Here is a 16,003-nt window from a genome sequence, read left to right as displayed (position 1 = left end):
GAGTTATACCCAGTAGGTATTAAGTAACCAATGCAAAAAACAGTTATCGAAAAATTATTTCAACGTTATATCGCGGCGTTTCATCAGCAGAATATGGCAGAAACACAACAGTGTTATCAACTGCCATGTACTTTGCATACACCTGACAAAGTTGTTTTAATTGATAACGAAGAAGCCTTCAAACGAGAGTTCATAGATATATTTACTGTACTCAGTCATGCAGAGATAAAAAATTTCGTGCCATTAAAGTCGAGTTTTAGTGTGTTAAAAGACGATTTAGTACTGGCTTGTATTGATTGGCAGTTTATTGACTCTAAAGATGAAGTTTTTACCGATTTCTCTGCTTTTTATCATTTGCTTTTAAAAGAAGGCCAATGGCGAATATTTAATGTAGTGTCACAAGAGCTTAGTCAATCAATTGATTTAAATACCCCTTTTAACATTGCTTATAAGTCAGCTTATAGCATTAGCGTTTAGGAATACGTTTTCATGAAAGTAAAAGTAGCTATTTTAGGTTGTAGCGGGCGTATGGGCCGCAATTTAATTCAGGCAGCAATAGAGCATAAATCTGTTGAGCTTGTTGGTGGTAGTGTTCGAGTTGGTTCTTCATTCGAAAATTTTGATTTGGGCGAAATAGCGGGTATTGGCGCTATTGGCAAAAAAACAACCACAGATTATCAAACATTATTAGCGGCAGATGTGTTAATTGATTTTACCTCAATTGAAGCTACGCTAGAGCACATTAACTGGTGCAAGCAACACAATAAAGCGCTTGTTATTGGTACCACAGGTTTTTCAGATCAACAAGTAGAGACGATTAAGGATGCCGGTAAGAGCATACCGGTTGTTTTGGCTCCAAATACCAGTGTTGGCGTTAACTTATTGTTTAAGTTACTTGAGATTACGGCTAAAGCGATTGGTAGCTATACTGATATAGAAATTTTTGAAGCGCACCACAGATTTAAGAAAGATGCACCGTCGGGCACGGCTGTGAAAATGGGCCAAGTTATTGCTGATACCTTAGGACGTGACCTTAATGAGGTAGCCGTATATGGCAGAGAAGGTATTACGGAAGAGCGCAGCCGAGAAACAATAGGTTTTGCAACGGTTCGCGCTGGCGATATTGTTGGTGAACATACCGCATACTTTGCTGATATTGGTGAACGATTAGAGTTAACCCATAAAGCAAGCTCACGCATGACATTTGCTTTAGGCGCTATGCGCGCTGCTTTTTGGTTAAGTGAAGCCAATAACGGCTTTTATGACATGCAAGACGTACTAGGTTTAAAAGATTAGATAAATTACTTTAATTAATATAAACCTGACTAAATGGTTAGTATTTACGGGTGGTTTTTAGAGTAAAGTGTTGTTTTTGAGGTCTTTGTATCAATTACGTCAAAAACAGAGAGTTTTTTACAATTATTACTAGACGAAAGAAGCTTACAAGCGTAAAATAAGTGGATTTTGTCAAAAATTTACAGTTCATGACGTTCATGAGTAAAGTTTTGGCAATTTTTGTACGTATCGCTTTTATCATTAATGGTTAAGTTATTAGTTGTTTGACCATTAATTTTCTTTCTTCTTAACGGAGGTTACATTGACTAAATCTGCCATTTTAGTGCTTGAAGACGGCACTGTATTTAAGGGCACCGCTATCGGTGCAGAAGGGGCGTCTGTTGGTGAAGTAGTTTTTAATACTTCAATGACTGGCTACCAAGAAATTCTGACTGATCCCTCTTATGCAGAGCAAATTGTTACCCTTACTTATCCACACATAGGTAACACAGGTACCAATAGTGAAGATGAAGAATCTAACACTATTTGGGCAAAAGGTTTAGTAATTCGTGACTTACCATTATTAGCAAGTAACTTTCGCAACGAGCAAAGTTTAGGCGACTACTTAAAAGCAAAAAATATCTTAGGTATTGCCGATATAGACACCCGCAAACTTACGCGTATTTTACGTGAAAAAGGCGCGCAGAACGGTTGTATTATCGCCGGTGATATTACTGATGCAAGTGTTGAAGCTGCTAAAGCGTTATCTCAAGCGCAAGCATTTCCAGGCCTTAAAGGTATGGACTTAGCTAAAGTTGTTTCAACTAAAGAATCATACCAATGGACAGAAGGCAGTTGGCAGCTAGGAAAAGGCCATATTACACCTGAAAAATCAGAGTTTCATGTGGTTGCCTACGATTTCGGTGCTAAACGTAATATTTTACGTATGTTAGTAGACCGTGGTTGTAAACTTACCGTAGTACCTGCACAAACGTCGGCTGAAGAAGTATTAGCGATGAACCCTGATGGCATTTTCTTATCAAATGGTCCAGGTGATCCAGAACCTTGTGACTATGCTATTACGGCAATTAAAAAATTCTTAACAACAGATATCCCTGTATTTGGTATTTGTTTAGGTCATCAATTGTTAGCGTTAGCCAGTGGTGCTAAAACCATTAAAATGAAGTTTGGACACCATGGTGGAAATCACCCAGTAAAAGACTTTGAGCGCAATGTTGTGATGATCACCGCTCAGAACCATGGTTTTGCTGTTGATGAAGATAACTTACCTGAAAATTTAAAAGTGACGCACTCATCATTATTTGATGGTTCTATTCAGGGTATTCATCGTACAGACAAACCAGCATTCAGTTTCCAAGGCCATCCTGAAGCGAGCCCAGGACCAGCAGATGCTGCACCATTGTTCGATCATTTTATCGATTTAATCGTTGCTTCGAAAAAAGCTTAGCCCTTAGACAAGAGAAGAGAGAATAGAAAATGGGAAAACGTACTGATTTAAAAAGTATCTTGATCTTAGGCGCAGGACCAATTGTTATTGGCCAAGCATGTGAGTTTGATTATTCAGGTGCACAAGCGTGTAAAGCACTGCGCGAAGAAGGTTACCGAGTTATTCTAGTAAACTCGAATCCAGCAACCATTATGACCGACCCAGAAATGGCTGATGCCACTTACATCGAGCCAATTCACTGGGAAGTGGTACGTAAAATTATTGAAAAAGAACGTCCTTGTGCGGTATTACCGACTATGGGTGGTCAAACCGCATTAAACTGTGCGCTTGAGCTCGAAGCTAAAGGCGTATTAAAAGAATTTAATGTTGAAATGATTGGCGCTACAGCAGATGCAATTGATAAAGCTGAAGACCGTAGTCGTTTCGACAAAGCAATGAAAGCCATTGGTTTAGACACGCCAAGAGCTGAGATTGTACATACACTTGAAGAAGCCCACGCAGCAAGTAAAAACTTAGGTTTCCCTTGTATTATTCGTCCATCTTTTACCATGGGCGGCTCGGGTGGCGGTATTGCTTATAACCGCGAAGAATTTACTGAAATTTGTACACGTGGTTTAGACCTTTCGCCAACTTCTGAATTATTAATCGATGAATCATTAATCGGTTGGAAAGAGTATGAAATGGAAGTGGTTCGTGACAAAAATGATAACTGTATCATTATTTGTTCGATTGAAAACTTTGACCCTATGGGCATTCATACCGGTGACTCAATCACGGTTGCACCAGCACAAACGTTAACTGATAAAGAATACCAAATTATGCGAAATGCATCGATTGCGGTATTACGTGAAATTGGTGTTGAAACGGGTGGCTCTAACGTTCAGTTTGGTATTTGTCCTGATACTGGTCGTATGGTTATTATTGAAATGAACCCACGTGTTTCGCGCTCGTCGGCGCTAGCATCAAAAGCAACGGGTTTCCCAATCGCTAAAATAGCAGCCAAACTTGCCATTGGTTATACGCTTGATGAATTAACTAACGATATAACAGGTGGCGCTACACCAGCTTCATTTGAGCCGACTATCGATTACGTTGTGACAAAAATTCCACGTTTCAACTTCGAGAAATTTGCCGGCTCTGAAGACAGACTAACGACGCAAATGAAATCAGTTGGCGAGGTTATGTCTATTGGACGTAATCAACAAGAATCATTACAAAAAGCCTTGCGCGGCCTAGAAGTTGGCGTAAACGGTTTTGACCCTATGGTTGATGTGACTCAGCCGGGTGCTAAAACTAAAATCATGCATGAACTACAAGAAGCCGGTTCTGATCGCATTTGGTATATCGCTGATGCCTTTCGTTTAGGTTTATCAGTTGATGATATTTATCGTTTAACTAAAATTGACCGTTGGTTCTTAGTTCAAATTGAAGATATTGTTTTAGAAGAAGCAAAAGTAGAAGAAGGTGGCTTAAAAATATTAACACCTGTGTACTTGCGTCAATTAAAGCGTAAAGGTTTTGCTGACTCTCGATTAGCTGACTTAATTGGTGTTGGTGAAGCTGAAATTCGTAAAAAGCGTCATAAAGCGGGTATTTTCCCTGTTTACAAACGAGTAGATACTTGTGCTGCTGAGTTTAGTTCCGATACAGCTTACATGTATTCAACTTACGATGAAGAGTGTGAAGCTAACCCGACAGACAAAGAATCAATTATGATCTTAGGTGGCGGTCCAAACCGCATCGGTCAAGGTATTGAATTTGATTACTGTTGTGTACATGCCGCATTAGCATTACGTGAAGACGGTTATGAAACCATTATGGTTAACTGTAACCCTGAAACAGTTTCTACCGATTACGATACCTCAGACCGATTATATTTTGAGTCAATTACTTTTGAAGATGTACTTGAAATCGTGCGCATTGAAAAGCCTAAAGGCGTTATCGTGCAATACGGTGGTCAAACACCACTGAAACTAGCTCGTGCTTTAGAAGCGGCAGGCGTGCCAATTATTGGTACTTCTCCTGATGCAATTGACCGTGCAGAAGACCGTGAGCGTTTTCAACAAGCAGTTGACCGTTTAGGTTTATTACAACCGGAAAATGCTACCGTAACATCTCTAGAAGAAGCGATGGCTAAGGCCGAAGCTATTGGTTTTCCATTAGTGGTTCGTCCATCTTATGTTCTAGGTGGCCGTGCAATGGAAATCGTTTATGACTTAGATGATTTACGTCGTTATATGACTGAAGCGGTAAATGTATCGAACGACTCGCCAGTGCTGCTTGATCACTTCCTTGATGACGCGATTGAAGTTGATATTGATGTGGTTTGTGATGGTACAGATGTGGTAGTTGGCGGCATAATGCAGCATATTGAACAAGCAGGTGTTCACTCAGGTGACTCAGCATGTTCACTACCAGCGTATAGCTTAAGCCAAGAAATTCAAGATGTAATGCGAAAGCAAGTAACAGACTTAGCATTTGAGCTAGATGTTATTGGTTTAATGAATACACAAATGGCTGTTAAAGACGGCAAAGTGTATTTAATTGAAGTAAACCCAAGAGCTGCGCGTACGATTCCATTTGTTTCGAAAGCTACTGCTGTGCCATTAGCTAAAATCGGTGCTCGTGTAATGGCGGGTAAAACTCTTAAAGAGCTAGGTGTTACTAAAGAAGTTATCCCACCTTATTTCTCTGTAAAAGAAGTGGTTATTCCGTTTAACAAATTCCACGGTAGTGATCCATTAGTTGGGCCAGAAATGCGTTCAACGGGTGAGGTTATGGGTGTAGGCGAAACATTTGAAGAAGCTTATGCTAAAGCCAACTTAGGCGCAGGTGTATCGGTTCCTAAAGATGGTCGTGCATTAATATCTGTGCGTAATAGTGATAAAGAACGTGTAGTTGATTTAGCAAAACAAATGGTCGCATTAGGCTATGAAATTGATGCAACACACGGCACCGCTGTTATTCTTGGTGAAGCGAATATACCTTGTCGTTTAGTTAATAAAGTACATGAAGGTCGCCCACATATTCTTGATAGAATTAAGAATGGTGAGTACACCTACATTATTAATACCACAGAAGGTCGTAAAGCGATTGAAGATTCAAAAGTTTTACGTGGTGGTGCTTTACGTTACAAAGTCGCATATACTACAACATTGAATGCCGCATTTGCCGCTTGTCAATCGCACGCAGCAGATGATCGCAATATCGTAAATTCAATACAAGAGTTACACAAACGCTGTAAATAAGTTACTTGAATCGTTAATTTGTTCTGAAATATAAACAAATTAACGGTAAAGTCAGTTTAAGCGAATAATTTTCTAAAGGTGGTTACCTTCTATTATTTAGTATAGGTAAACCGCCTTTCTTGTTAGAAAAAGAAGAGTAAAATGACAAAATATCCGATGACATTGCTTGGTGCCGAGCAATTAAAAGAAGAATTGAGAATATTAAAAACCGAAAAGCGTCCACGTATTGTAAAAGATATTGCCGATGCTCGTGAACATGGCGATTTGAAAGAAAATGCAGAGTACCATGCTGCTAAAGAAGAGCAGGGTTTCTGTGAAGGTCGCATTCAAGATATTGAAGGTAGATTATGTAATGCGCAAGTGATAGACGTTACAAAAATTCCTAATACCGGTAAAGTGATTTTTGGCACAACGGTGACTTTACTCAATATTGATACTGAAGTTGAAGTTACTTACAAGATTGTTGGTGATGACGAGGCCGACTTTAAAACTGGACGTATATCACTAAACTCACCTATTGCCCGTGGTTTAATTGGTAAAGAAGTTGATAGTGAAATTGAAATAACAACACCAGGTGGTGTAGTTGAATATGAGATTATTGGCGTAGAACACCTTTAATCTTTAATCTTTAATATCAGCACTAAATAAGCCTAGTAGAGTAGACTTAATGTCTGCTCTCTACTGTGCAAAATAATAGTTTAAGCCAGTAAGCTCAAATTTATTTAGAGTTTACTGGTTTTTTTGTGCCTGACAAACCTCGTCATGCGATCCACTAATTGCTTTTACATTTTTATAACCAATACGCTGCAATTGTTCTGCGGCTAACGTCGCACGACCACCAGAAGCACAATGCAGGTATATTGGTGTTTCTACATCTGCACAGTATTTAGTGATATTCATTTCTAAAACACCGCGAGGAATAGCGATTGAGTTTTTTACTGGCGAAGAGGCTGTTTCTTCAGACTCTCTAACATCAATAAATATCGCATTTTTTTGAGTGAAAGCGTGTGCTGCACTAACACAACTAACTGATGCTTTAGCTTGTGCGACTAATTCAGGTACTGACAAAATCATTTAAAAGTCCTCATAAAATATAGGTAATGAGAATATTGTATGGCAAGTTACATTTTTTGTATATTAGTTTTTTCTAATGTAGTGTTTGTTACTGATACCATAACATTCGCTCTACAATTTATAATAAAGGTTTACGATGGCTTGGAATGACAAGTTTATAAAAATAGATCACAAAAAAAGGGCATAAGCCCTTTTTTTAAAAACCAAAGCGTTTTATCACTATTTACATAAAGCCAAAGTAAACTTCAACTAAATAGAAATAACTTAAACTTTCGGAATACGAATTTTCTTTTCTTCCGTTTGACGGAAAATAACTAAGGTTTTCCCGATCACTTGCACTTTAGTTGAATTTGTTTCACGACAAATAGCTTCAACAATAAGTGCTTTGGTTTCACGATCATCCGTAGGGATTTTAATTTTAATTAATTCGTGGTGATTTAAAGCGAAGTCGATTTCGGCAACTACAGCTTCTGTTAGGCCATTGTTGCCTAGCAATACCACGGGTTTAAGGCTGTGTGCTAAGCCTTTTAAATACTGAATTTGTTTTTTATTTAGGTTCATTAACAATTTTCGTTACAAGTTAGCTTGAATTATCACTATTTTACCTCCATCTAGTTTGTAATACTAATATTGTTTACAAACTGTCTGCTTTTTACCGTACTTTTCTGTTTTATTATGGTTAAAATACACCTGTTACTTTTTTGGTGACGCGTAAAGTGAACAAGTTACCAAACAAGTACCTTTGAATAGCAACAATATATAAGTGGATTGAATGAGCAAGAATAAAGTCAGTGTCAGTAGTGCTCGATGGCTAAAAGAGCATTTTGATGATGAATATGTAAAAAAAGCACAACGATTGGGCTTACGCTCTCGTGCTGTTTTTAAAATTGAAGAGATAAATAATAAAGATAAGTTGATCAAACCTGGCATGAAGGTGGTTGATTTAGGTGCGGCTCCTGGCGGTTGGTCTGAATACGCCACGAAAGTGGTTGGTAATAGTGGGCAAGTTGTTGCATGTGACATTTTAGCAATGGACCCTATTGCAGGCGTAGATTTTCTGCAAGGTGACTTTCGCGAAGAAGCGGTGCTAGATGCTTTATTAACTCGAATTAATGGTAAAAATATTGACGTTGTTATGTCTGACATGGCAGCAAACTTTACCGGTAATGATGCAGCAGACGCGGCACGCAGTATGTATTTAGTCGAATTAGCACTAGATATGTGCAATCAGGTGTTAAAGAAAGATGGCGCTTTTGTAGTAAAAGTGTTCCAAGGAGAAGGCTTTGAGCAATTTATGAAAGACGCTCGAGCCGCATTTAAAACCGTTAGAACTCGCAAGCCTGAATCGTCACGTGCTCGCTCACGTGAAGTTTATCTTGTGGCTACGGGCTTTAAATTGTAGTAAATTAGGTGGAATTATTTCATCGCACCATTTTTAACATTATCAAGAGGTCATTAAGTTGAGCGATATGGCAAAAAATCTTATTTTATGGTTAGTTATTGCAGTTGTATTAATGTCTGTTTTCCAAAGTTTTACCCCTGGAAGCGGCAAAGAGCAACAAGTGGATTACACACAATTTGTTCAAGACGTTCGTCAAGGGCAGATTAGAGAAGTTGACGTTGACAGAAATGGCGTTATTAACGGTATTAAACGCAGCGGTGAAAACTTTGTTACCGTTATTCCTGGTGGTTATGATCGTGATTTAATTAACGATCTAGTTAAGCAAGGTGTTAACGCATCTGGCGAATTACCAGAAGAACCTAGTTTCTTGATGACCATATTTGTTTCTTGGTTCCCAATGATACTGCTTATTGGTGTATGGATATTCTTCATGCGTCAGATGCAAGGTGGGGGCGGTAAAGGCGCAATGAGTTTTGGTAAATCAAAAGCGCGTTTATTAGGCGAAGATCAAATTAAAACTACTTTTGCTGATGTTGCAGGTTGTGATGAAGCAAAAGAAGAAGTATCAGAACTAGTTGATTACTTAAAAGATCCGTCACGCTTTCAAAAACTTGGTGGTCGTATTCCATCGGGTGTTTTGATGGTAGGACAACCAGGTACAGGTAAAACGTTATTAGCAAAAGCTATTGCCGGTGAAGCTAAAGTTCCTTTCTTTACTATTTCAGGTTCTGATTTCGTTGAAATGTTTGTAGGTGTTGGTGCTTCTCGTGTACGTGACATGTTTGAACAAGCTAAAAAATCAGCACCATGTATCATCTTCATCGATGAAATTGATGCAGTGGGTCGCCAACGTGGCGCAGGTATGGGTGGTGGTCATGATGAACGTGAACAAACACTTAACCAAATGCTAGTTGAAATGGATGGTTTTGAAGGTAATGAAGGCGTTATTGTTATTGCCGCTACTAACCGTCCTGATGTGTTAGATCCAGCGTTATTGCGTCCTGGCCGTTTTGACCGTCAAGTTACTGTTGGTTTACCTGATATACGTGGTCGTGAACAGATTCTTAAAGTGCACATGCGTAAAGTGCCTTTAGGCGACGATGTTAAAGCATCAGTAATTGCTCGTGGTACTCCTGGCTTCTCAGGTGCTGACTTAGCTAACTTAGTTAACGAAGCGGCTTTATTTGCTGCACGTGCAGAGCGTCGTGTTGTAGGTATGGCTGAGTTTGAAAAAGCTAAAGATAAAATCATGATGGGTTCTGAACGTCGTTCAATGGTAATGAGTGAGTCAGAGAAAGAAATGACCGCATATCATGAAGCTGGACATGCAATTGTAGGCCGTTTAGTGCCAGATCATGATCCTGTTTATAAAGTGAGCATTATGCCACGTGGTCGTGCACTAGGCGTTACTATGTACTTGCCTGAACAAGACAGATTTAGCCATAGTAAGCAGCATCTAGAAAGTAATATTTCATCTTTATACGGTGGACGTATTGCTGAAGAAATGATTTATGGTTTTGAAAAAGTATCAACCGGTGCTTCAAACGACATTGAGCGTGCTACACAACTTGCACGTAAAATGGTAACACAGTGGGGCTTTTCTCAAAAAATGGGTCCAATGTTATTTGCTGAAGAAGAAGGTGAAGTTTTCTTAGGAAGAACATCTTCTAAATCATTAAATATGTCGGATGAAACTGCCCGTGCCATTGATGAAGAAATCAAAGACTTTGTTAATCGTAACTATGAACGAGCAGCAACTATCTTAAAAGAAAATGAAGATATTCTTCATGCAATGAAAGACGCTTTAATGGAATATGAAACCATTGATGCATTGCAAGTTGATGACTTAATGAATCGAGTTAAAGTTCGCCTACCGGCTGATTTTGAAGCAAAAGACTCTGACGATAAGTCAGACAAAAATGCCGATTCAAGCAAGCCATCAGCTAAAAAAGATGAAGAAGTAAAGGAAACTAAAGAGCCTAAAAGCTCAACTGATAACTCAGACATTCCAACTTCGTAGCTGATACAGTAAATTATTAAAGCCTCAATGGGTTAAATCTAACGATTTAATGCATATTGAGGCTTTATTATTTTAACTTTTTAAAACCGCTAGTCTGTTTCAGAAGTTAAAGTAATAAAGAACTCGTGATAAAAGAGAATGCAGTGCGTAATCAACTTAATTGCCCTAACTCAGTACTCGATTTAGCAACCCCTCAGGTAATGGGTATTTTAAATGTTACACCTGACTCCTTTTCAGATGGCGGTAAGTTTGCAAATTTTGAACCGGCATTAGCACAAGTTCAGCGTATGATCACCGATGGCGCTACCATTATTGATATTGGTGGAGAATCTACTCGACCTGGGGCTGCAGAGGTTAGTGAGGCAGACGAACTTGCACGTGTTATTCCTGTATTAGAAGCCATCAAAGAACGCTTTAACGTTTTAGTGTCTATTGATACAAGCAAAGCTAAAGTGATGAGTGCTGCTATCGCGGCAGGTGCTGATATTATTAATGATGTGCGTGCTTTACAAAACGATGGCTGCTTAGCTGCTGTTGCGAACAGTAATATCCCTGTTTGTATAATGCATATGCAAGGCTTACCCAGAACAATGCAGAACAGCCCAAGCTATGATGATGTTATTACCGAGATTATAGTTTTTTTTCAACAACGAATTGATGCATGTATAAGTGCGGGTATTGCGCGAGAGCGAATAATTTTAGATCCAGGTTTTGGCTTTGGTAAAACACTTGAACAAAATTTTCATTTACTTGCGCATTTATCAAAGTTTTCGGTACTCGATTTACCCATATTAGCTGGGATGTCACGAAAGTCGATGATTGGTAATTTATTAAATCGAGATGTTGAGCAACGGCTTGCAGGCAGCATAAGCACCGCCATTATTGCCGCTCAGCAAGGAGCTCATATAATTCGTGTTCACGATGTTCAAGAAACTGTGGATGCATTAACTATATTAAAAGCAGTGACTGATAATTGCTAATTAGCTAGATAAATCAGTCACGATAATTTTTAAGATGAATAAAATAAGCATAGTGAAATAAAGGAAGATAAAAAATGTCACAAAGAAGATATTTTGGCACCGATGGAATCAGAGGTTTAGTAGGCCAATATCCAATTACACCTGAGTTTGTCATGAAATTAGGTTATGCAGCTGGTCGCGTATTAGCGGCACAAGGCACTAAAAAAGTATTGATCGGTAAAGACACCCGCATTTCAGGTTACATGTTAGAATCTGCATTAGAAGCAGGCTTCTCTGCAGCCGGTATTGATATTGGACTTTTAGGACCTATGCCGACTCCAGGTATTGCATATTTAACTAAAACCTTCCGTGCTGAAGCAGGCATAGTTATCAGTGCTTCACATAACCCATTTTATGATAATGGTATTAAGTTTTTCTCTCAAGATGGTCAGAAATTACCTGATGATGTTGAATTAGCGATTGAAGCTGAGTTAGATAAAGAGATGAGTTGTGTTGACTCTGCTCATTTAGGCAAAGCAACGCGTATTGCCGATGCAGCAGGTCGTTATATCGAGTTTTGTAAAAGTAACTTCCCAAGCCAATACTCATTAAAAGGTATGAAAATCGTAGTTGATTGTGCTCATGGCGCAACTTATCACATAGCACCAAACGTTTTTCGAGAGTTAGGCGCTGAAGTTATCGAAATTGGTACTTCACCAAATGGCACGAATATTAACCACGAATGTGGCGCAACGTCGATGGCAGCAATTAGTGCAGCCGTAGTTGAGCATCAAGCTGACTTAGGTGTTGCACTGGACGGTGATGGCGATCGCTTAATGATGGTTGATCATACCGGTTATGTTATAGACGGTGATGAAAGTGTTTATGTTATTGCCTGTAATGATTTACAAAATGGCAGTATTGATGGTGGTGTTGTTGGCACATTAATGAGTAATATGGGCTTAGAACTGGCGCTTGCAGATATGGACGTACCATTTGCACGTAGTAAAGTTGGTGATCGCTATGTTATGGAAATGCTTAAACAAAAAGGTTGGAAATTAGGCGCAGAAAACTCTGGTCACGTTATCAATTTAAACCATACTTCTACAGGTGATGGTATTATTGCCGCGTTAAATGTTTTAACCGCCATATGTAATTCAGGCAAAACATTATATGAATTGCGCCAAGGTATGACTAAATTACCACAAGTCCTCGTCAACGTTAGATTCTCAGGAGACAGTGATCCGTTAGTTAATACTGAAGTGTTAGCATCAGTCGATCGCGTGAATGAAAAACTTACGGGTCGTGGGCGAGTACTTTTAAGAAAATCAGGTACTGAACCACTGATTCGTGTCATGGTAGAAGGCCCTGAACATGATGAAGTTACAGCCTTAGCAAATGAGATTGCCGACGCTGTAAAACAAGCTTTTTAGAAAAAAAGTTCGATAGAGTTTAAAGTCGAATGAATAATGAGCAATTAAACATGATATTGCGTGAAATACTTGTATCTTGTCGACAGGTTAGTTAATATCTCGCCGCTTTGATTTAGGAATGATAAATGAATAGACTTTCGATAGTTGCAGCAAACTGGAAAATGAACGGCAGTTTGGCTTTAGTCAACTCAATGGTTTCAGAATTACATAACGTAACGTTAAACGAAAACGTTGAAGTAGTTGTTTGTCCTAGCTTTCCTTACTTAGCGGCATTTAGTGCAGCAAGTAAGAGTGTAAATTTATCATCAGCATTTAGTTTAGGTGCTCAAAACTTAAGCGAACATACTAAAGGTGCATTTACTGGCGAAATTTCAACGTCAATGTTGCAAGAAGTTGGAGTTAACTACGTTATTGTAGGGCACTCTGAACGTCGCAGTATTTATAATGAATCAAGCGCTTTAGTTGCAAAAAAAGTTAATGCGGCACTGACAGCAGGACTTAAACCTATTTTATGTATAGGTGAGAGTGAAGCCGAACGTGTAGCAAACCAAACCGAAGTTGTTTTAGCGGCGCAATTACAGCCCGTTATTGATGAAATAGGTATTGAAAATTTTAAAGATGTTGTTATTGCGTACGAGCCTGTTTGGGCAATAGGTACTGGAAAAACAGCATCGCCAGAAATGGCACAGGAAACCCATCAATTTATACGTGAATTTATCGCAAAAGTTGATGAAAACGTCGCAGTTAAATTGCCATTGTTGTATGGTGGCAGTGTCAATGCGAGTAACTGTGAAGAATTATTTGCACAAGCTGATATCGATGGTGGATTAATCGGCGGTGCTAGTTTAAAAGCCGAAGAATTTAAAATAATTTGTTCGGCAGCAAAGGGAAAATAAAATGTTGTATCAAGTGTTAATTGTAGTGTATTTGATCGTTGCTTTATGTTTGATTGGCTTAGTGCTAATTCAACAAGGTAAGGGTGCTGATATGGGCGCATCTTTCGGCGCTGGTTCTTCAGCCACTATTTTTGGTTCAAGCGGTTCTGGTAACTTCTTAACTAAGTCGACCACGTACTTAGCCATAGCATTTTTTGCTATCAGCTTAGTATTAGGTAACCTAACGGCAAACCGTGTTAAAGCAGGTGCCGACTTTGATGACCTAGCTGTGCCAGTAGAACAAAGTATTCCAGCTGATTCATCAGTTGTCGAACCAAAATTTGATAACGCTGATGTACCTGCAAGCGACGCTTCTGCAGAAAAAGGCAGCGACGTACCAAACTAGTTTTAAAATATTTGCAGATATGGCGGAATTGGTAGACGCGCCACCTTGAGGGGGTGGTGCCTTAGGGCGTGAGAGTTCGAGTCTCTCTATCTGCACCAAATACAGGTTCGATTAGAACCGATAAAGACCGGAATAACCTTTATAATAAGGTGTTCCGGTTTTTTTATGTCTTAATATTCTTACAAAAAGTAACCTAGTGTGCAAAGTAACTTTATAGCGCTATAACTGCTTTTTTACTTTTTGGATATGCATGAAGCCATTGAGCAGTTATCACTAAAAATATATACATTATAAATGGTATTAACAAGCTAACGCTCGGTTCAATCAAGATGTAATTCATGACATAACCTGTGTCAGGGTCATGAGGTAGTATGCAAAAATCAACTTATCTTATTTAATAACACCTTAAGTAATATAAATGTGAGAGTTAATGATAACTGAAGAATGTACTTTATTAACTTGATAGGTGAGGCTATGCGGTGTAAATGGATGTTAACGTTGGCTTGCGTTAAAGTACGTTTTTATAAATTTCCGCATCAAATTGTGTTACTTCTTCATAAACATTTTGCCCCAATAATTAAGTGCCAAATGCTTTATGCTCTGCAATGATAATAAGTCTGAGTAAAGAGCCTATCAATAGACAAATATTAAGTTGTTTTAACCTAGCGCTAAATACCTCTACTAGATTTACTTTTATTAATAATCATAACAATTGATATGTTGACGTTACGGCTTAAGGGCTTTCAAAGCGCTGCCGATACAGTTTATTAACGAATTGTTGGGCTATATAAGCGAAGGTGTTTAATGGCTTAAAATTGGCTTCTAGTTTGCCTCGTTATGCTTTTTTATAACGAGTATGATTTATGATTGTTTATATTTATGGAGCACTTTACTGAAAAATTACACATTAGGCATGTCAAATTTAATAATACTCTTTATATAATGCCAACTAAGGTGATTAATCTTTTGGATTACAGATAAAACTGAATTGAAATTGCTCAAAGGCGAACTTATTGATAAACGTACTTTTAAGCTGATGAGAAATTATAGGGTTTGTAATTGATACTAAAGAAAGGGAAACTTGGTCGAGATATACTTTATTTGCACTAGAAGCCTCGCTTATATAAAGCCTCATAAAACGAAATACCTATTACACTTCGTTTTATGAGCGCCATCTTACACAACTAACTATATTGGTTATTTAATGCTTTCTAATAACGCTTTAGCTTCATCTCGTTCGGAAAAATTAATATCGCTAGAAAGCGCAAGGCCTAATTCTCTTTTTGCTTCCTCAACTCGATTAAGTTTCATTAATGTGTAGCCTAAATGATAGTTAATTGCGGGATCATTAGAGTTCATGGTATAGGCTCTTCTAAGTAAGGTTAAGCCTTCTTCAAACTCTCCTCGTAAAGCTTTTATCCACCCGTAAGTATCTAGTATAGCGGAAGATGTATCATCTAGTGCTAATGCGTTGAGGGCATATTTTTCAGCTAAAGTTAGATCTTCCTTTAATAAAATATTTGCTAAGTTATTTAACACTTGCGCTTTATTTGGAAGTTCTTCGACTTCTTTTAAAATTTCATAGTGAACTTTAGTATTTACTGTATCACCAATATTTAAGTAATGATCTGCTAAAAGGTTACGCATAAAATGAAAATTTTCGTTTTTGCTCAAAATTTCATTGGTGAGACTTTGAAATGCTTCATGACCAAAGCCTAATGTTGTCATTTGGTACAATTTTACTAATGCTTGAATAAAATTGTGGTCTAATGAAAGCGCTGCTGCATATTTTTCACTGGCCAGAGTTAACTTTTCTTGTTTTGCTAGTAAATCACCACGAACT

At 38.4% G+C, this 16,003-nt stretch carries 14 protein-coding genes and 1 tRNA gene; 12 read left to right on the top strand and 3 right to left on the bottom strand.

The features are described from left to right. Positions 1 to 30 precede the first annotated feature (30 nt). From H4J50_RS04455 to greA, 5 genes are all read left to right on the top strand, one after another. Positions 31 to 477, top strand: a complete 447-nt coding sequence (locus tag H4J50_RS04455) for a hypothetical protein (protein WP_182254690.1) — start codon at positions 31 to 33, stop codon at positions 475 to 477. Between the two features lie 12 nt (positions 478 to 489). Then, complete coding sequence (dapB, locus tag H4J50_RS04450) at positions 490 to 1,296, top strand: 4-hydroxy-tetrahydrodipicolinate reductase (RefSeq protein ID WP_108456564.1); 807 nt, start codon at positions 490 to 492, stop codon at positions 1,294 to 1,296. 301 nt (positions 1,297 to 1,597) lie between these two features. Continuing rightward, positions 1,598 to 2,743 (top strand): glutamine-hydrolyzing carbamoyl-phosphate synthase small subunit, encoded by a 1,146-nt coding sequence (gene carA / locus H4J50_RS04445; RefSeq protein WP_108456563.1) that lies wholly within the window; start codon positions 1,598 to 1,600, stop codon positions 2,741 to 2,743. 29 nt (positions 2,744 to 2,772) lie between these two features. Beyond that, positions 2,773 to 5,991 (top strand): carbamoyl-phosphate synthase large subunit, encoded by a 3,219-nt coding sequence (gene carB / locus H4J50_RS04440; RefSeq protein WP_108456562.1) that lies wholly within the window; start codon positions 2,773 to 2,775, stop codon positions 5,989 to 5,991. A 141-nt stretch (positions 5,992 to 6,132) separates the two neighbouring features. Further along, the gene (gene greA, locus H4J50_RS04435; protein WP_182254689.1) at positions 6,133 to 6,609 is read left to right on the top strand and encodes a transcription elongation factor GreA; all 477 of its coding nucleotides are present in this window, start codon (positions 6,133 to 6,135) and stop codon (positions 6,607 to 6,609) included. A 111-nt stretch (positions 6,610 to 6,720) separates the two neighbouring features. Here the strand turns inward: greA and H4J50_RS04430 are convergent, their stop codons facing one another. Together H4J50_RS04430 and yhbY are read right to left on the bottom strand one after the other, a co-directional pair. Then, on the bottom strand, positions 6,721 to 7,065 hold the full coding sequence (locus H4J50_RS04430; protein ID WP_108456560.1) for a rhodanese-like domain-containing protein: 345 nt from the start codon (positions 7,063 to 7,065) through the stop codon (positions 6,721 to 6,723). A 264-nt stretch (positions 7,066 to 7,329) separates the two neighbouring features. Further along, positions 7,330 to 7,626 carry a ribosome assembly RNA-binding protein YhbY gene (gene yhbY / locus H4J50_RS04425; RefSeq protein ID WP_108456559.1) on the bottom strand — a complete coding sequence of 99 codons (297 nt, stop codon included), beginning with the start codon at positions 7,624 to 7,626 and terminating at the stop codon, positions 7,330 to 7,332. A gap of 211 nt (positions 7,627 to 7,837) precedes the next feature. Between yhbY and rlmE the strand changes: the two genes are divergently transcribed. The 7 genes from rlmE to H4J50_RS04390 all read left to right on the top strand — a co-directional run bounded on the left by rlmE (position 7,838) and on the right by H4J50_RS04390 (position 14,258). Then, on the top strand, positions 7,838 to 8,467 hold the full coding sequence (rlmE, locus tag H4J50_RS04420) for a 23S rRNA (uridine(2552)-2'-O)-methyltransferase RlmE (RefSeq protein WP_108456558.1): 630 nt from the start codon (positions 7,838 to 7,840) through the stop codon (positions 8,465 to 8,467). 67 nt (positions 8,468 to 8,534) lie between these two features. After that, positions 8,535 to 10,487 carry an ATP-dependent zinc metalloprotease FtsH gene (ftsH, locus tag H4J50_RS04415; protein ID WP_204100619.1) on the top strand — a complete coding sequence of 651 codons (1,953 nt, stop codon included), beginning with the start codon at positions 8,535 to 8,537 and terminating at the stop codon, positions 10,485 to 10,487. A gap of 200 nt (positions 10,488 to 10,687) precedes the next feature. After that, positions 10,688 to 11,467, top strand: coding sequence for a dihydropteroate synthase (gene folP / locus H4J50_RS04410; RefSeq protein ID WP_182254735.1), 780 nt, complete (start codon positions 10,688 to 10,690; stop codon positions 11,465 to 11,467). 74 nt (positions 11,468 to 11,541) lie between these two features. After that, positions 11,542 to 12,879, top strand: a complete 1,338-nt coding sequence (glmM, locus tag H4J50_RS04405) for a phosphoglucosamine mutase (protein ID WP_108456556.1) — start codon at positions 11,542 to 11,544, stop codon at positions 12,877 to 12,879. Between the two features lie 125 nt (positions 12,880 to 13,004). Continuing rightward, complete coding sequence (gene tpiA, locus H4J50_RS04400; RefSeq protein ID WP_182254688.1) at positions 13,005 to 13,775, top strand: triose-phosphate isomerase; 771 nt, start codon at positions 13,005 to 13,007, stop codon at positions 13,773 to 13,775. A gap of 4 nt (positions 13,776 to 13,779) precedes the next feature. Next, positions 13,780 to 14,160, top strand: coding sequence for a preprotein translocase subunit SecG (secG, locus tag H4J50_RS04395; RefSeq protein WP_182254733.1), 381 nt, complete (start codon positions 13,780 to 13,782; stop codon positions 14,158 to 14,160). Positions 14,161 to 14,173: 13 nt separating this feature from the next. Further along, a tRNA-Leu gene (locus H4J50_RS04390) sits at positions 14,174 to 14,258 on the top strand. 1,099 nt (positions 14,259 to 15,357) lie between these two features. Here the strand turns inward: H4J50_RS04390 and H4J50_RS04385 are convergent. After that, the coding region (locus H4J50_RS04385) for a tetratricopeptide repeat protein (RefSeq protein ID WP_182254687.1) at positions 15,358 to 16,003 on the bottom strand (646 nt) is incomplete at its 5' end.

It is taken from the genome of Colwellia sp. 6M3 (assembly GCF_014077595.1).
In the GTDB taxonomy this organism is placed as follows: Bacteria; Pseudomonadota; Gammaproteobacteria; order Enterobacterales; family Alteromonadaceae; genus Cognaticolwellia.
The sequence above is the reverse complement of the archived record's forward strand: the minus strand, read 5'-3'. Positions and strand labels throughout refer to the sequence as shown.